Annotated in this window: 16 protein-coding genes and 1 riboswitch; of the genes, 7 read left to right on the top strand and 9 right to left on the bottom strand. The window is 71.2% G+C overall.

Annotation, left to right across the window (positions count from 1 at the left end):
- Positions 1-37: 37 nt before the first annotated feature.
- From ftsL to mraZ, 3 genes are all read right to left on the bottom strand, one after another.
- A complete protein-coding gene (ftsL, locus tag FCN22_RS03485; RefSeq protein WP_137120134.1) occupies positions 38-697 on the bottom strand; it encodes a cell division protein FtsL in 660 nt (219 codons plus the stop codon).
- Entirely contained in the window at positions 694-1,674 is a 981-nt protein-coding gene (gene rsmH, locus FCN22_RS03480; RefSeq protein WP_137120133.1) for a 16S rRNA (cytosine(1402)-N(4))-methyltransferase RsmH, read from the bottom strand. Before rsmH ends, ftsL begins: the two co-directional genes overlap by 4 nt.
- A 225-nt stretch (positions 1,675-1,899) precedes the next feature.
- Positions 1,900-2,331: a division/cell wall cluster transcriptional repressor MraZ gene (gene mraZ / locus FCN22_RS03475; RefSeq protein WP_137120132.1), complete on the bottom strand. Its 432-nt coding sequence runs from the start codon at positions 2,329-2,331 to the stop codon at positions 1,900-1,902.
- Positions 2,332-2,749: 418 nt separating this feature from the next.
- Between mraZ and FCN22_RS03470 the strand changes: the two genes are divergently transcribed.
- From FCN22_RS03470 to FCN22_RS03460, 3 genes are read left to right on the top strand one after another with little or no spacing between them, the layout of a single operon-like run.
- Positions 2,750-3,769, top strand: coding sequence for an AAA family ATPase (locus tag FCN22_RS03470; RefSeq protein ID WP_137120277.1), 1,020 nt, complete (start codon positions 2,750-2,752; stop codon positions 3,767-3,769).
- A gap of 6 nt (positions 3,770-3,775) precedes the next feature.
- Entirely contained in the window at positions 3,776-5,050 is a 1,275-nt protein-coding gene (locus FCN22_RS03465) for a DUF58 domain-containing protein (protein WP_137120131.1), read from the top strand.
- A complete protein-coding gene (locus FCN22_RS03460) occupies positions 5,047-7,449 on the top strand; it encodes a transglutaminase TgpA family protein (protein ID WP_137120130.1) in 2,403 nt (800 codons plus the stop codon). The genes FCN22_RS03465 and FCN22_RS03460 overlap by 4 nt, the downstream gene beginning before the upstream one ends.
- An 87-nt stretch (positions 7,450-7,536) precedes the next feature.
- Here the strand turns inward: FCN22_RS03460 and FCN22_RS03455 are convergent, their stop codons facing one another.
- The 4 genes from FCN22_RS03455 to FCN22_RS03440 all read right to left on the bottom strand — a co-directional run bounded on the left by FCN22_RS03455 (position 7,537) and on the right by FCN22_RS03440 (position 12,336).
- Positions 7,537-9,165, bottom strand: a complete 1,629-nt coding sequence (locus FCN22_RS03455; protein WP_137120129.1) for an RNA polymerase sigma factor — start codon at positions 9,163-9,165, stop codon at positions 7,537-7,539.
- A gap of 216 nt (positions 9,166-9,381) precedes the next feature.
- On the bottom strand, positions 9,382-9,783 hold the full coding sequence (locus tag FCN22_RS03450) for a universal stress protein (RefSeq protein WP_137120128.1): 402 nt from the start codon (positions 9,781-9,783) through the stop codon (positions 9,382-9,384).
- Between the two features lie 99 nt (positions 9,784-9,882).
- Positions 9,883-11,028, bottom strand: a complete 1,146-nt coding sequence (gene metX / locus FCN22_RS03445) for a homoserine O-acetyltransferase MetX (RefSeq protein ID WP_202911375.1) — start codon at positions 11,026-11,028, stop codon at positions 9,883-9,885.
- A 34-nt stretch (positions 11,029-11,062) separates the two neighbouring features.
- A riboswitch (SAM riboswitch) is annotated at positions 11,063-11,174 on the bottom strand.
- A 91-nt stretch (positions 11,175-11,265) separates the two neighbouring features.
- On the bottom strand, positions 11,266-12,336 hold the full coding sequence (locus FCN22_RS03440) for a DUF4192 domain-containing protein (protein ID WP_162308121.1): 1,071 nt from the start codon (positions 12,334-12,336) through the stop codon (positions 11,266-11,268).
- A 139-nt stretch (positions 12,337-12,475) separates the two neighbouring features.
- Here FCN22_RS03440 and FCN22_RS03435 point away from each other — a divergent pair, with 139 nt between their 5' ends.
- Positions 12,476-12,847: an antitoxin gene (locus FCN22_RS03435; protein ID WP_162308120.1), complete on the top strand. Its 372-nt coding sequence runs from the start codon at positions 12,476-12,478 to the stop codon at positions 12,845-12,847.
- 59 nt (positions 12,848-12,906) lie between these two features.
- Here FCN22_RS03435 and FCN22_RS03430 read toward each other — a convergent pair whose 3' ends face one another.
- The gene (locus FCN22_RS03430) at positions 12,907-13,290 is read right to left on the bottom strand and encodes a YkvA family protein (RefSeq protein WP_137120125.1); all 384 of its coding nucleotides are present in this window, start codon (positions 13,288-13,290) and stop codon (positions 12,907-12,909) included.
- 84 nt (positions 13,291-13,374) lie between these two features.
- A complete protein-coding gene (locus FCN22_RS03425; RefSeq protein ID WP_238384488.1) occupies positions 13,375-14,061 on the bottom strand; it encodes an EcsC family protein in 687 nt (228 codons plus the stop codon).
- Between the two features lie 254 nt (positions 14,062-14,315).
- On the opposite strand from FCN22_RS03425, the gene FCN22_RS03420 reads away from it, so the two are divergent.
- The 3 genes from FCN22_RS03420 (at position 14,316) to FCN22_RS22480 (ending at position 16,764) form a co-directional block, all read left to right on the top strand.
- Positions 14,316-15,194: a sulfurtransferase gene (locus FCN22_RS03420; protein WP_137120124.1), complete on the top strand. Its 879-nt coding sequence runs from the start codon at positions 14,316-14,318 to the stop codon at positions 15,192-15,194.
- Positions 15,195-15,297: 103 nt separating this feature from the next.
- Positions 15,298-15,735: a SufE family protein gene (locus tag FCN22_RS03415; RefSeq protein WP_137120274.1), complete on the top strand. Its 438-nt coding sequence runs from the start codon at positions 15,298-15,300 to the stop codon at positions 15,733-15,735.
- Positions 15,736-15,783: 48 nt separating this feature from the next.
- Positions 15,784-16,764, top strand: a complete 981-nt coding sequence (locus FCN22_RS22480; RefSeq protein WP_202911374.1) for a hypothetical protein — start codon at positions 15,784-15,786, stop codon at positions 16,762-16,764.
- The last annotated feature ends 7 nt before the right edge of the window (positions 16,765-16,771 follow it).

The raw sequence follows: 16,771 nt of genomic DNA, 5'->3' as shown, positions 1-16,771 counted from the left end.
GGAGCCCTTGCCACCGCCTCGCGGGTCCGCCACGTTCCTACCTCTTCGTCGTCGTGCTGTCCTTAGTCGACGTCCGGGCGTCCTGCTCCGCGCTCGTCCGGTCGGCGTCCTGCTGCTGGGTTGCCGCCTTGCTCGTCCCGGAGGTGCTCGCCGTGGTGGCCTCCTCCTGGCTGGCGGCGTCCGCGGCCCTGGTGGCAGCACTGACGACCGTTGCGGGGGTGGCCGCGGACGGAGACGCTGCTGCCGGGGCCGCAGGTTGGGGTGCGGCTTCGTGGACCACTGTAAAGTCCGGCTGCGGCTCTGCCTTCTTCGCCACGCCGAGGACGGCACCATCCGAGGTCCGGATGAAGGCCGCCGTCTGCGAGGGCACCATGCCCAGGCTCTTGGCGCGGGTGGCCAGGTGCTGCGGCGAGCGCTCCGTCGCGAGGTCGGCCCGCAGGCCGCCCTCGGTGTCGGCGAGCAGCCCGGAGGTGGCCTGGAGGTCGCTGATCCGGAAGGAGGCTTCGGCCCGTGAGGTGTTGAGCACCAGCAGGGTGAGCATGGTGGCGACCAGCAGCGCCGTGCACAACAGCACGAATCCGGCGCTGCTCTGGCGCGCCTGCCGTCCTGTGACCACGCGCAGCCGTGGCGCCTGGCGGTCGCGTCCGGTGGCTGGGGCGCGCAGGGCGGCGCGCGCCGTCGCAGTCATCTGGCTCATGAGTGGCTTCCCTTCGTGGCACGGATGCGCTCAGCGGCCCGCAGGCGGGCGGAGGCCGCCCGCGGGTTGGTCTCGATCTCGTCCCGCTCCGGCTCCTCGGCGCCGCGGGTCAGCAGCATGAGGTAGGGGGCGTGCTCCGGAAGCTCCACCGGCAGCCCCTCCGGGGTGCTGCCCCGGGCGCCGGCGGCGAGGGTCTGTTTGGTCAGCCGGTCCTCGAGCGAGTGGTAGGACAGCACCGCGATGCGCCCGCCGACGGCCAGCGCGCCCACGGCCCGCGGTAGTGCGTCCTGCCAGGCGTCCAGCTCGTGGTTGACCTCGATGCGCAGCGCCTGGAACGTGCGCTTGGCGGGGTGGCCACCGCTGCGCTGCGAGGCTGCTGGGACGGCGGAGCGCAACAGCTCGACGAGCCGGGCCGAGGTGGTGAACGGCTCTTTTGTCCGCTCGCGCACCACCGCCGCCGCGATCCGGCGCGCGAACCGCTCCTCGCCGTAGCTGCGCAGGATGCGCTCGAGGTCCGGCTCGGCATACGTGTTGAGGACGTCGGCCGCCGTCGGCCCCTCCCCCTGGTCCATCCGCATGTCCAACGGGGCGTCCTGCCGGTAGGCGAAGCCGCGCTGGTCCTCGTCGAGCTGCAGCGAGGAGACGCCGAGGTCGAACAGGACTCCCTGCACCGACGCGATGCCGATGTCGGATAGCACGCTGTCCAGCTCGTCATACACGGCGTGGACGGCGGTGAAGCGTCCCTTGAAGGGGGCGAGCCGCTCGCGCGCCAGCGCCAGGGCATCGCGATCGCGGTCGATGCCGACGGCGCGCGCCTCCGGGCAGGCCCGCAGCACCGCCTCGGTGTGCCCGCCCATGCCGAGCGTGCCGTCCACGAACACCGCGCCGGGGCCGGTCAGGGCGGGCGCCAGCAGCTCCACGATGCGGTCGCGCAGCACGGGGACGTGCCGCTGGTCGGCGGCCCCGTGTGGGTTCATCTGCGCTGTCCTCCTGGGTGGCGTGGTCACTGGTGGTCTGGGGTGGCGAGCCCTGTCGTCAGGTCTCCAACCGCTTCTGGAGGACCTCGGCCCGACACCGGGGAAGGTGCGTCGGGACGGGGAAGCGGGTGGAGACCTGGCGCCAGGGGCGCCGTGCTGGTGGGTTTCGTGGTTCGTGGCGGTCGAGGTGCGCTCGGCCTGGGTCGGGAGGGTCGGGAGGGCGGGTCAGAGCAGTCCGGGGATCACCTCCTCCGCCTGCTCGGCGAAGGCGTCCTCGGTGCTGCTCAGGTAGGCGTCCCACGCGGCGGTGTCCCAGACCTCCACGCGCGACCCGGCGCCGATCACGGTGCACTCGCGGCTCAGCCCGGCGTAGGCGCGCAGGGCGGCCGGGATGGTGACCCGGCCCTGCTTGTCGGGGATCTCGTCGGAGGCGCCGGAGAGGAAGACGCGCTGGTAGTCACGGACCGCCTTGCTCGTGACCGGTGTGGTCCGCATCGTCTCGGCCATCCGGGTGAACTCGTCCATCGGGAAGACGTAGAGACACCGCTCCTGACCGCGGGTGACCACCAGGCCACCGGCCATCCGGTCGCGGAACTTGGCGGGGAGGAACAGGCGGCCCTTGTCGTCGAGCCGGGGGGTGTGGGTGCCGAGAAACACGAGCCGACCCTCCCTCCAGCGCGGGTCCCGACGACCCACCTGCCTCCGTAGTCCTCCACCTTACTCCACTTCACCCCACGGTCAACCTTCCGGTGCGTGTTTCCGACGCCGTGTTCCCCGCGTTTGCGCAGGTCAAAAGACATCCACGGCGGGTGGAGGGAAAGCGAGCAGGAGATCCCAAGAGGGAGGCCCCGAGCTGCGCCCTCGGGTCGTCGCGAGCACCGTGGCGGCGCTCCCCCGCAAGGTTTGCGGTGCAGGAGGGCTGAACCGGAGCAATGTTCGTGACGTTGTGGGGGGAAGTGGGTGATGATGGGACCACAGGGCGGGGCCGCTCGCCCGGGAGCGATCCGCCCGCCGAAGGAGTTCATTGGTGAGTGCCGCTGACAGCCAGACCGACCTCATCGGGCAGGATCAACGGATGCACAACGCGTCGCAGGACCAGCCCGGTGGGCCGATCGGCCCGGTCGGCGACCACGTCGACGACCACGCGGCGCACCCCTCGGTCATCCGGGTGGCCCGCGACATCCACGAGGCGATCAGCTCGGTGATCGAGGGCAAGTCCGACGTGATCAGCACCGCCGTCACGGTGCTGCTGGCGGAGGGGCACCTGCTCATCGAGGACGTCCCAGGCGTCGGGAAGACGATGCTCGCCAAGGCGCTGGCGCGCTCGATCGACTGCACCGTGCGTCGGGTCCAGTTCACCCCCGACCTGCTGCCGAGCGACATCACGGGAGTCAGCGTCTTCAACCAGGACGCCCGGGTCTTCGAGTTCCGGCGCGGAGCGATCTTCGCCAATGTCGTGGTCGGCGACGAGATCAACCGCGCCTCACCCAAGACGCAGTCGGCGCTGTTGGAGTGCATGGAGGAGGGGCAGGTCACGGTCGACGGCGAGACCTACCTGCTGGCCAGGCCGTTCATGGTGATGGCCACCCAGAACCCGATCGAGATGGAGGGCACCTACCCGCTGCCCGAGGCGCAACGGGACCGGTTCATGGCCCGGATCTCGATGGGCTATCCCGCCGCGGAGTCCGAGCTCACCATGCTCGAGACCCACGGCGCCGAGTCACCCCTCGAGAAGCTGGAGCCGGTCACCGACGCCGCCACGGTGGAGTCGCTGATCCAGCAGGTCCACGGCATCTACGCCAGCCCCGCGGTGCGTCAGTATGTCGTCGACCTGTCCGTCGCGACCCGCAAGAGCAGTGCCCTGCGGCTGGGTGCGAGCCCTCGAGCCAGCCTGCAGCTGTTGCGCGCTGCCCGCGCACATGCCGCCCTCGCCGGTCGCGACCACGTGCTGCCCGATGACGTGCAGGCCCTGGTCCTACCGGTCCTGGCTCATCGGGTGATCCTGACCGGTGAGACCCAGCTGGCCCACCGGTCCGCGGTGGACGTCCTGCGTGATCTGGTCCACCGCGTACCGGTGCCCGCCCCGACGACCTAGCCCGCCATGGCCTCCGGCAGACGACGACACACCCTCACCACGCGTGGGCGCTGCTTCGTCGCGGCGGGAACCACCCTCACCCTCGGCGGGATGCTGCTCGGCTTCTCGGACCTGACGCGGGTCGGTGTGCTGCTGGTCGTCCTGCCGCTCGCCGCGCTGCTGCTGACCCGGAGGCGACCGCCCGCGATCGCCATCTCGCGCGAGGTGCAGCCCGCCCGGCTGGGCCTGGACCAACGTGCCGAGGTGCGGGTGACCTTCCAGAACCGAGGCGGCCGCCGCAGCCCGCTCTTCCTCGCGGAGGAACGGCTCGACTATGCCCTCGGCGACCGGCCGCGCTTCGTGTTGCCGCGGATGGACCCCGGCGCCCGCCGACGGCTGACCTACCGCGTGAGCAGCCACGTGCGGGGGCGGCACCTGCTCGGTCCCATCGCGCTGCGACAGCGTGACCCGTTCGGGCTCACCCACGTCGGCCTGGTCCTGCGCTCGACCACCGAGGTGCTGGTGCTGCCACGGATCGAGCCCCTGGGGGCGGCCCGGCCGCGCGGCGAGGGCCTGGGCAGCGAGGGCGAGATCCCCCACATGGTCGCCTCCCACGGCGAGGACGACGTGAGCATCCGCACCTACCGCGAGGGCGACGAGCTGCGGCGGGTGCACTGGCCGGCGACCGCGCACCGCGGCGAGATCATGGTGCGCCAGGAGGACCGGCCGGCCCGTCGTCGTGCCGTGCTGCTGCTCGACTCGCGCTCGGCCGCCCACCGGGGCTCGGGGAGCACCAGCTCGTTCGAGTGGGCCGTCAGTGCGCTGGCCTCCATCGCGGTCCGGCTCGTCTCCGAGGGGTATGCCGTCCACCTCGTCAGCGACGGAACGCTGGCCGACGGCGCCAGCGGCCAGCTCGTGGACCTCGACGCCATCCTCTCGGCGCTCGCGCTGGCCCAGCCGGGACCGGCGGAGGCCTTCGACGCCGCCGTCCGCGAGGGGCAGACCCTGGCAGCCACCGGGGGCGTGGTGGTCGCCGTCGTGGCGGACCACGACGAGGACGCCCTGCGCCGGCTCACCGCGGTCCGGCAGCCGGGCACCGTCGGCCTGCTGCTGCTGCTCGACACCCGGTCCTTCGACAACCGCGCCGAGGAGTACGAGTGTCCCGAGTCCACCACGGCGATGTCCAGCATCCCGGGAACTGCCGGCTGGACCACCCAGGTGGTCGGCTCCGGCGACTCGGTCCGGGCCGTCTGGGAACGGGCCACGGTCACCGGCTCGCTGCAGCAGGTGGGGGCCCGATGAATCGCGTCCGCGCCTCCGACGGCCTCCTCGCGGCGCTGGCCCTCGCGGTGGCCAGCTGGCCGCTCACCACCCTCCTGCAGCCCTCGACCTGGATCCAGCCGGCGCTGCTGCTCGTGCTGCTGGTGGCGGTCCTCGGGATGCTCGGCAGGGCCGCCGGACTGCGCGGCGTGGCGGTGCTGGTGGCCCAGCTGGTCCTCACCGGCTTCACGGTGATCTGGGTGTTCCTCGGCGGCCACCTCTGGTACGGCCTGCCCACCGACCAGACCCTCGATGATGCTCGCGTCCTGGTCGAGGAGACCGTCACGACGGTCACCAACTTCGCTGCTCCGGCACCGACCTCACCGGCGATCATCTTCGTGGTCGCCGCCTCGCTGGCGCTCATCGCCACCGTCGTCGACTACCTGGCGGTCACCCGCAGGGCGCCCGCAGTGGCCGGGCTGGTGCTGCTCGCCGTGTTCCTGGTCTCGGCCGCCAACAGCGGGTCCTCGCTCAATCCCGTCTATTTCCTGGCCCTGGCCTGCATGTGGCTGCTGCTCCTGGCTCGCCAGGGCAGCTCCGTCCTGAGGAGGTGGTCGTCCACCGACGCCACGCCGGCCACCCCGACGCGGGACCTCGACGACGTCCGCGGCATCGCGGGCCACGCCTCGGTGGCCCGTGCTCTCGGTGTGTCCACCCTGGTGCTGGCGATCGCTCTCCCGACCGTCCTGCCACACCTGCCGCCCCACTACTTCGCAGACGGACTCGGTCGCAGCGTCAGCGGCTCCGGTGGCACGGGGACGGTCGGCTTCACCCAGACCCTCGACCTCACCGCAGACCTGGCGAGCCGTGACACCACACCGGTGATCACCTACCGCACCAACGACCCCACGCCTCCCCCGCTGCGCGTGAGCACCACCTCGCACTACGACGACGGCCGGTGGCTGCCCGAGCAGGTGTCGCCCAAGCAGGTCGCGACCTCGAACTCACCGAAGATCACGGCACCGGTCGGGCTGCAGCATGACGTCGGCCGCAAGAGGTACCGGATCAAGGTGCAGACCAACCGGCTCAACGCCCCGCGGCTCGCGGCGCCGTCGCCCGTCGTCGGCGCAGACCTCGACGGGGTGGACTGGGGCATCGACCCCGACGACCGCTCCGTGATCGTGAGCCGCCGGCCGGGTCACTACCAGGCCACCTTCCTGGAGATCGGGCGCGACGTCGAGGCGCGGACCTTCGCGGTGAGCCCAACGAAGCTTGCCGGTGTGGCGCCCGAGGACCTCGCCCTCGATCCTCACTCCGCTGACCTCGTGCGCACGCTCGCCAACCGCGTCTCCGGCAGCGCCAGGACCCCGCTCGGCAAGGCGATCAGGATCCAGGACTGGCTGCGCGACCCGACTCGCTTCAGCTACTCACTGACGTTGGCTCCGCCGCGACGGGACGCGGACGGCAACCGCCTCGACCCGATCAGCCATTTCCTCGTGACCAAGCAGGGCTACTGCACCCAATTCGCCACGGCGATGGTCATGATGGCCCGCGCGGAAGGCATCCCGGCGCGGATGGCCGTGGGATTCCTGCCCGGAGTGGAGGACGGCAACGACCTCTACACCGTCACCCAGTCCAACGCGCACGCGTGGCCCGAGCTCTACGTTCCGGACCTGGGCTGGGCCCGGTTCGAGCCGACACCAGCCGTCCGGTCCGGTGAGCCCCCGGTCTACGCCGAACAGGCACCGGCCGAGGCGACACCCGGAGGCCGCCCGTTGAACCAGAGCGAGGCAGCGCCCCCGGTCGTGCAGCCCGGCGCCCCGAAACGAGACATCACCTCGCTACCGAACGACACCGACACCACTACCGCCCCCGCTCCGTCTGCCTCACCATGGTGGGACCGGCTCCCCTACGGCGTGGGCGTCCTGGTGCTCGCGATCCTCGCCGGCCTGGTCGTGCCCCTCGCCGGCCGCTACCGGCGCCGGCACCTGGCCCGGTTCCCCGGACGCGACGGGGTCGAAGCGCAGTGGGCCGCGTTCTCCAGCAGGATGTCCGACTTCGGCTTCGCCGAGCCCCGAGGGCGCACACCGCGGCAGCTGCAGCGCCACTACCAACAGCACACCGGGCTCGACAAAGAGTCCGCGGCAGCCATGGGCAGGGTCCTGCAGACCCTCGAGCAATCCCGGTATGCCGTGCCCACCGCCCAGCCGTTGTCCATCGGGAGCGACACCAAGCAGGTGCTGCGCGACGTCACGAGGACGCGATCGTGGAGCACGCGCCTGGAAGTCATGCTCTGGCCCGGCAGCGGGCGCGAGCAGTTGCGGATCTGGGCGAGGGCCGCCGCTGAGCTCCTCGCACGACCGGGCCAGGAGCTCGGCGACCGGGTGGACAGCTGGACGACGCGGCGCCGCCGTCGCTCCGCACGCACCCGACCCCAGTGAGGAATCTTCGTGAGGTTCCGCCCCCCAGGAGGGCACCAAACCTCGCGATGATTCCTCACGCCAACCCCGGTTTACCCGGCCGCGCGATCAGTCGAGGTAGTCGCGCAGGACCTGCGAACGGCTCGGGTGCCGCAGCTTGCTCATCGTCTTGGACTCGATCTGCCGGATCCGCTCACGCGTGACGCCGTAGACCTTGCCGATCTCGTCCAGCGTCTTGGGCTGACCGTCGGTGAGGCCGAACCGCATCGAGACCACACCCGCCTCGCGCTCGGACAACGTGTCGAGCACCGAGTGCAGCTGCTCCTGCAGCAGCGTGAAGGAGACAGCGTCCGCCGGGACGACCGCTTCGGAGTCCTCGATCAGGTCACCGAACTCGCTGTCGCCGTCCTCACCCAGCGGCGTCGCCAGGGAGATTGGCTCACGGCCGTACTTCTGGACCTCGACGACCTTCTCGGGCGTCATGTCGAGTTCCTTGGCCAGCTCCTCCGGCGTGGGCTCCCGGCCGAGGTCCTGCAGCATCTGCCGCTGCACGCGGGCGAGCTTGTTGATGACCTCCACCATGTGCACCGGGATGCGGATCGTGCGGGCCTGGTCGGCCATGGCCCGGGTGATCGCCTGCCGGATCCACCACGTCGCGTAGGTGGAGAACTTGTAACCCTTGGTGTAGTCGAACTTCTCGACCGCGCGGATCAGACCGAGGTTGCCCTCCTGGATCAGGTCGAGGAAGAGCATCCCGCGGCCGGTGTAGCGCTTGGCCAGCGAGACCACGAGCCGCAGGTTGGCCTCGAGCAGGTGGTTCTTGGCCTTCTTGCCGTCCTGCGCGATCCACCACAGCTCACGCTTGAGCTTCATCTCGATCTTCTCGCCGGAGTTCAGCTGCTCCTCGGCGAACAGGCCAGCCTCGATCCGCTTGGCCAGGTCGACCTCCTGCTCGGCGTTGAGCAGCGCCACCTTGCCGATCTGCTTCAGGTAGTCCTTGACCGGGTCGGCCGTGGCGCCGGCCGTGACGACCTGCTGGGCCGGGGCGTCGTCCTCGTCGTCCTGCCGCAGCACGAACCCGCCGGTCTCGGACTCCTCCTCGACCGGCTTGGCAGGCGCGTCGGCCTCGTCCTCGTCGTCCTCGAGGTCCTCGTTGGGCACGTCGTCGGCGGACTCCGCGGCCTTCTTCGCCGCTCGCTTGGAGGCGGCCTTGGTCGTCTTCTTGGCCGTTTGCTTCTTGCCCGTGGTCGTCGCGGGCTCCGCCGCGGCAGCCGCCGCCTGCTTGGTCGTCGCGGCGTTCTTGGTCGGGGTCTTCTTGGCCGGGCCCTTCCTGGCCGTCTCCTTCTTGTCCGCCTTGTCCTCCACCGCCGTCTCGGCCGCCTTCGGTCCCGATGCCTTCTTGGCGGGGCTCGCGCTGGCCTTGGCCGCGGCCTTCTTGGTCGTCGCGGCCGTCTTGGTGGAGGCCGTCGTGGTCTTGCGCGTGCTGGTCGCGGCGACGGCCCGGTGGGCGGTCGCGGGGTCGAGGGTCACCGCGATCCCCTGCTGCTCGAGCGCGCGCAGCACCACCTTCATCCGCTTCGGCGTCACCTCCGCGGCCACGAGCCCCTCACGCAGCTGCTCACTGTCGACCGATCCGCGGGTCGTGCCGAGACGAAGCAGGTCCTGCAGTGCGGGGTGGCCGAACTCGGCGGGCAGGGACTCAGCCGCAGCGGCGGAGGATGAGGGGGACTTCGACACAGGCGACACCGACTACCTTTCGTCGCACTGCGCGGCGCGGAGCGCGTGCGACATCACCGTGCCGGCTACGCGCCAGACACGATCAGATGATGGGGGGTGGATGGTCCCAGCGGCCTTCGGTTCCGACCGTTCGGCCGCAGGTTCCCTACCATTATAAAACCTTGGAGGGTGTGCTGTCTCCACGGACCCCGATGGAAGACGGTGACGCGCCTGCGGTCAGGCGTCGGCCTTGACGGCCAGGACGGGACACGGGGCATCGAGCAGGATCCGCTGAGCGTTGGAACCCAGGATCAGCTTGCCCACCGGGGTGCGCCGCCGCAGCCCGATGACGATGAACTCGGCATCCACCTCCTCGGCCACTGCGATGAGGTCCTCGGCCGGCTCGTTGCCGCGCACCAGCTGACGCACCTCGTGCTCGACTCCGACCTCATCCAGCTGGGCCTGCACCTGGCCGAGCTCCTGCTCGAACCGCTGGGCCTCCTGGCTGTCGAAATCTCGTCCGCCGCGATGGGAGTTGATGACGATCAGCTTGGTGCGGCGCAACTGGGACTCCTCCGCGGCACGGCGAAGCGCTGCACGTCCCTCCTTGGTCGGCACATATCCCACGACGACAGCCACTGGAACCCTCCTTGGTCGAGACGCGCGGCTCCTGCCACGCCGCAGACGCTACCGGATGGCACGGGTCGGCGCGTCGGGCTTGGCCGAAGGCTGGCCGACTCAGCCGGTCAGGGCCTCCCGCACGACGGCCCCGACCTGTGCGGTCTCGATGAGGAAGCCGTCGTGGCCGTGCGGCGACGTGATCAGTCGGTAGGTGCCCCGGTCGCCGGCCTCGACGATCTCGCGCGAGAGCCGCGCCGGGTAGAGGCGGTCGGAGTCGACGGCCGCGACGGTCAGCTCGCCGTCGAAGCGGCGCAGGGCCCGTCGCAGGCCGCCGCGACCACGTCCGACGTCGTGGGAGTTCATCGCCTCGGTGAGCACGAGATACGAGTTGGCGTCGAACCGGGACGCCAGCTTGCGGCCGTGGTGGTCGAGGTAGCTCTCGACCGCGTAGCGACCCCCACCACCGAGCGGCTGTTCTCCCCGTTGCGCCTCGCGGCCGAACCGATCGGCCAGCTCCACCTCGCTGCGGTAGGTGACGTGGGCGATGCGCCGCGCGAGCGCGAGCCCGCTGTCGGGGCCGTCGTGGCCGTAGTAGTCGCCGCCCCGGAAGTTCGGGTCCTGCCGGATGGCCAGCAGCTGCGGCTGGCACCAGGCGATCTGCTCGGCGGTGGCGTAGCCGGTGCTGGCGAGCACGATCGCTCGAGCCACCATCTCGGGATGGCTCACCGCCCACTCCAGCGCGCGCATCCCACCCATCGAGCCACCGACCACCCCGGCCCACCGGGTGACCCCGAGGGAGCGCGCCAGCGCCGCCTCGGCGCCGACCTGGTCACGGATGGTCAGGAACGGGAAGCGCCCGCCCCAGGACCGGCCGTCCGGGCCCACCGACCCGGGTCCGGTGGTGCCAGAGCACCCGCCCAGGACGTTGCTCGCGACGATGAAGAAGCGGTCGGTGTCCAGTGGGCGGCCGGGGCCGATGATGCCCTCCCACCACCCGGGCGTCGGCTGGCCCGGTCCGGCCGGACCCACGACGTGGCTGTCACCGGTCAGGGCATGCTCCACCAGCACAGCGTTGGTGCCGTCGGCGTCCAGGCTGCCCCACGTCTCGTAGGCGATCCGGACGTCGGGCAGCACCCCTCCGGCCTCGAGGGCCAGTCGCCCGACGTGCACCGTATGCCGGCCGGCCGGCTCCCTGGCACCGCTGGCCGGCAGGGGCGGTGCGCTCGGCGAGACCCGCGTTCGTGGGCGAATGGTGACGGTCACGGCGGCAGCTCCCGGGGTCCGAGGGGCCCGTCCGGGCCCGCGCTTGCCGACTCGGTCCGAGTCGGCCAGGTCATCACCCGGGGCACCCCACCGCGGAGGAGGGTTGCCGGCCAGCGAGCCGGGGCTTCGCGCTGGCGCTCATGACCTCCCCCGACTCTAACGACGACCCGGTCCCGCGGGGACCCCGTGTCCGCAACGTGGACGCCCCGCTCGCGCGGCTGGGGCCGCGGCTGCGGATCAGGCGGTCGCCGTCTCGGGACGGATGGACAGATCGACCATGCGCAGCAGCAGCAGCGCCAGTCGGTAGCTCGGATCCGACTCGAGGGCCTGCTCGAGGGCGAGCCTGGTCAAGGCGCCGTCGCCGCGCCACCAGGTGAAGCTGGCGAGCACGGTGAGCGGTGCCACCGCCCACTCGGGTGACAGGCAGCGGCACAGCTCGATCAGCCTGGCCTCGATCCGCTGCCGCGAGACCGCCTGCGTGAGGTCGTCTCCGGTCGGGACCGGTGGCAGTACGGCCCGGAGCTGCGCGACGACCTCTGGAGCGGCCCGGTCGAAGCCGAGGGTGCCGGGACACAACCAGGCGATCAACCCGTCGCGCAGGTCGATGTCGACCAGGGACACGGCCGCCATCGCCAGCTCCTCCGGTGTCAGCTCGGCGACCGGCACAGCCTCGTCGGAGTGATCGAGCAGGTGACCCCAGGCGCGCAGCTCCGCGAGGTCGTCGTCGTGCTGCTCTGCCGGCCGGTCGATCGAGTCCAGGCGCCGGTCCAGCCATCGGCTGGCCGCGGCATCCACGGCCCCGGCAAGCAACGGGCGCGCCGGGCGCAGCCACGCGGCCAGCGCGGCGCGATCCGCCACCGGTTGCTTCTCGCGGGCCACGAACTCGGCCACGGCGGCGACCTCGTCGGCACCGGGGACGGGACGACCCTGCGGCGGGCAGCAGTCGGCGCTGGTGCAGTCCAGGTCGTACCACCGCCCGTCCCTCACCACGAGCCGGTCGCGGACCCCGAGCCCCGCGTCGACGCAGGCGGTGCTCATGGCGTCGAGCGCCGGGCGCGAGGCTCCGTCGATCTTCTCGTACCCGATCAGCAGGACGTCCTGCGCTCCCGAGTCCAGCAGCGGCCCGAGCAGCTGCGCGACCGTCGGCCCCGCCTCCGCCGGCGGCGGCAGGTCGACCCGCGCCCGCAGCCCCAACCGGTTGCCGTGCAGGGCCACCACGACGAGGCTGTTCACCGGGTGGTAGCCGAGTTCGTAGGGCAGCACCGCGATGACGTCGGCGGGCCCCTTGACGTGAAGTGTTGTGGTCATCCCCCGACACTGGTCGGCGCCGGATTCACCGGAAAGGTCCGTGACGAATCTGTGGATGGTGCGCATACAGTCGGGGGGAAGGGGACGACCACGTCCCCGCCCGACGATCGGGCACCTCGGCACATGGACAGGAGTGACCATGAGTTTCTTGGACAAGGCCAAGCAGGCGTTCGGGACCGCGAAGGACAAGGCCGGCGAGCTGGCCACGGAACACGGAGACAAGATCGATTCCGCCATCGACAAGGGCGGCAGCTTCATCGACCAGAAGACCCACGGCAAGTACGCCGACAAGGTCGCCAAGGCGGGGTCGACGGCCAAGAACGCGGCCGACAAGCTCGCGGCCCAGAGCGAGGCGGGCGCGGACCGGGAGACGCCCGAGGCGCGGCCCGACCCCGAGGCGCCGCGCGCCGCGGCGGACCCGTCGCAGGCCGCTGGTCCCATCCCCGCCCCGGAGCCGGTCGACCCGCCGGAGCCGATCCGGCCGAAGGACCCGGGCACGCCCGGTCTGTAGCGGCGGGCCGCCCCCTGCCGGGCCTTCGGGGCAGCCGCCCAGGAGCGTGCGACGCGGGGTCAGCCGATCACGTCGCCGGGCACCACGTCCGGTGCCCGGCGATGTGGTCGCGTGCCCTCCCAGGCGAGGAAGTCCTCGGTGAGGTTGACGACGGTGACCGCGACCCAGCCGACCACGACCGCGTCGTCGCCGAGCCCGAACACGCCCAGCACCGCCTCGGGCATCAGATCGACCGGTGACACGACATACGCCACTGCCCCCAACAGGATGAGCAGCTCTCGCACCGTGGCACCGCGGTAGTCGCCGCGCACGGTCGCGAGGGTGAGTCTCGGCAGCGCGGCCACGCGGGTCAGCAACCCCGGTGAGCCGGCCCGGGTGCTCGCACGCACGGCGGTCACCAGCGAGCGCAGGGCGTCCCATCGCAGCCAGGTGCTCGAAGCCATCGCGGCCCTCCAGGGTTCTCGTCGGGCACGTGCCGCGCCCGTCGCCTCACTCCAACGTCCGGGCGGAACGGACCATTCCTGTGCTCAGCGGTGGAGCGGCCGCGACTTCGGCGGGAACTCGTGCTTGGTGTGATCGGCTATCCGGTGCAACAGGTAGGTGTCGAGCCCGGCGCCCACCACACCCCCGACCAGCGGCACGGCCTTGCCGAACCGGGTGAGGGCCTTCTTGCCCACCTGGCTGACCAGCCGGAAGCCGACGCCCTTGTTGATCGCGAGCATCACCGGCCCGGGGAGCCGCTCGGCTGCCAGGCTGGACAGTCGGCCCGCGGGCACGACACCCACCTTCTGGAGCAGGTCGTCGGCGTCCGCGCCGACGAGGGCGAGCAGGATCGCCGAGCGCACCTCCGGTCGGCGGATGTCGTAGCCACGGACGGACGCCACGGCGGCGACCATCCTGGTGGCCACGAGGTAGAACTCGAGCACGTTCGCGGGCAGCGCCACCGGCATGGTGACCAGTCCTCCGATGCCGGTGAGGAATCCGCCCGCCGCGGCCAGCTTGAGGTGCGAGTTGACGATCGCGTCGATCGCGCGGTCCGGCTCGGGGTGTTCCCCGGTCGCCACCGACGCGATCTTCTCGGCCGAGTCGAAGCGGCCGGCCCCCTCGATCCCGACGTGCAGCAGCTTCTCCACCAGTCCGGTCGCCGCCGGAGCCATGCGCTCGTTGCTCTCGTCGGCGTCTGCTTCGTCCTGGTCCGAGCCGAAGATTCCCACGTGTGCCCTCCCTGTCGCCGTCGCCCCATCCTGCCAGCAACCCGCCGCCGGGCCGGGAGGGCGACACGCGGGAGCACCGGTATGCCGTCCTCGCCGGCGGGCGCGTATGGGCACTGACGGGAGCTGATGGGCACTAACGGGCCGGACGGCATACCCCGGCCTGCTCGGGGGTTGTGATGGGTGAGTATTCCTTGCGTGGGACGATGCAAGCAGTCGCGTCCTCACGACTGATCCCTCATGGAAGGTTGCCTGACATGCCCGTTGTAGCCGACGATTCCGCGAAGTTCACGGCATACGCCCACCCCGAGCGTCTCGTGTCCACCGACTGGCTCGCCAAGCATCTGGGCGAACAGGGCCTGGTGGTCGTCGAGTCCGACGAGGACGTCCTGCTCTACGACTCCGGGCACATCCCCGGCGCCGTCAAGGTGGACTGGCACACCGACCTCAACGACCCGGTGGCCCGCGACTACGTCGACGCGACGCGGTTCGCGCAGGTCATGGGATCGCGGGGCATCGGTCGGGACACGACCATCGTCGTCTACGGGGACAAGAGCAACTGGTGGGCGGCCTACGCGCTGTGGGTCTTCAGCCTGTTCGGGCACGAGGACGTGCGGCTGCTCGACGGAGGTCGCGCCAAGTGGATCGAGGAGGGACGCGAGCTGACCCGCGAGGTCCCCACCCCGACGCCGGTCGACTACCCGGTCGTCGAGCGCGAGGACGCGCCGATCCGCGCGTTCAAGGACGAGGTGCTCGAGCACATCGGCAAGCCGATGGTCGACGTGCGCTCCCCGGGCGAGTTCTCCGGGGCGCTGTTGCACATGCCCGACTACCCGCAGGAGGGTGCCATGCGCGGAGGGCACATCCCGGGTGCGAAGTCGGTGCCGTGGAGTCGTGCCGCGGCCGAGGACGGCACCTTCAAGGACCGCGAGGAGCTCGAGGCCATCTACCAGGGCGAGATCGGTCTGTCGGCCGACGACGACGTCATTGCCTACTGCCGCATCGGTGAGCGCTCGTCGCACACGTGGTTCGTGCTGACCCACCTGCTGGGGTTCGGCTCGGTGCGCAACTATGACGGGTCGTGGACCGAGTGGGGCAACGCGGTGCGGGTGCCGGTGGAGCGGGACGTCAACTGAGAAGGGCTTACGCGTTGCCCACGAGTTGAGGACGGAAACGATGGCAAGAGAAGGCGGTTGATCGGCTGTGACCCAGCTCAACACCACTGACCTGCCCGAGCCGATGGCCCAGCTCGTGGAGGACTTCCACGCGGTGGAGCCCAAGGACCGGCTGCAGCTGCTGCTCGAGCTGAGCGACGAGCTCCCGAGCCTGCCCGAGCGGTATGCCGGCCACCTCGACCAGCTGGAACAGGTGCACGAGTGCCAGTCGCCACTGTTCCTCCTGGTCGAGGTCGAGCCCGCCACTGACGGTGGAAACGCCGAGGACCGCACCGTCCGGCTCTTCTTCGACGCACCCAAGGAGGCGCCCACGACCCGTGGCTTCGCCGGCATCCTCCACGAGGGTCTCGACGGTCGCAGCGTGGCCGAGGTGCTCGCGGTGCCGGACGACGCGCCGCTGCGTTTCGGCCTCGCCGACGCCGTCTCACCGCTGCGGATGCGGGGCATGGCGGCCATGCTCAGCCGGATCAAACGGCAGGTGCGGCACAAGTCGATGTTGTGAGGCTTCGGCGGTTTCGGCATGCAGTAGGTTTCGCGCATGGGGAATCGCATGGGGAACTCAGCGACGCAGGACGCCCGGTCCGGTGGTGCGTGGTTCACGCTGCCGGCCGTCCTCGTGGTGGTGGGAATCGTGTGGCTCGTCCTCGCGCTGGTCACCTCCGGGTCGCCGACCATGTCGGCCTACCAGCCCCGTGCGCAGGTGCACTCCAGGAGCCAGGGCTTCTCGGTCTACTCCCAGGATCAGGGCGTCCGCGCCGAGAGTGTCTGCCGCGCCAAGGGTGACGGCGGGATCGACCAGGTGTTGCTGCGTCCGACCGGCGAGTTCAAGGTCGAGACGGGCGGCACCTCCTACTACGAGGTGGCGCGCAGCAACGAGGCCCTCGCCGCCGGGACCTACACAGTCATCTGCGCCGACAACCAGGGCGCGGTCAGCGACCTGTTCATCGGCCCACGCGCGAACCACGCCGTGGGCGGTCCGCTGTCGTTCGGCACCTATGTCGGGCCGATCCTCATCCTCCTCGGCCTCATGGCCGCCGCAGTCCTGTTCTTCCTGCGCCGCACTGCCTCCGCGGCCCCGGCGCAGGCGCCGGCCGGGTACGGCGGTTACCCCCAGCAGGGTTACGGCCAGCAGGGGTACGGCCAGCATGGGTACGGCCAGGTCGGGCAACCGTACGGACAGTCGCCGTATGGCGGGCAGCCCTATGGCCAGCAGGGTGGGCAACCGTACGGCCAGCCCCCGCAGCAACCGTATGGCGGGCAGGGCCAACGCGGTGAGGGGCAGTCGACCTACGGGCACCAAGGCTACGGCCCGCCCCCGTACGGTCAGGGGAGCCAGCAGGGCTACGGGCAGCAGGGCTACGGTCGGCCCGGCAGCGAGCGGGCGGGCAATGCCCCAGACCAGGCCGATCCCTTCGACCACCGCACGACGCGGTCCCCCGTCCGGGGTGAGCCCGCCGAGTGGGACGAAACCATCGGCACCCACGCCGACGAGCAGAGCGGCGAGGAGCCTCCCGCCCCGCCCGCGCGCTGAACCGCGA

This window comes from Segeticoccus rhizosphaerae (genome assembly GCF_005222685.1).
GTDB classification, from domain to species: Bacteria; Actinomycetota; Actinomycetes; order Actinomycetales; family Dermatophilaceae; genus Segeticoccus; species Segeticoccus rhizosphaerae.
The sequence above is the reverse complement of the archived record's forward strand: the minus strand, read 5'-3'. Positions and strand labels throughout refer to the sequence as shown.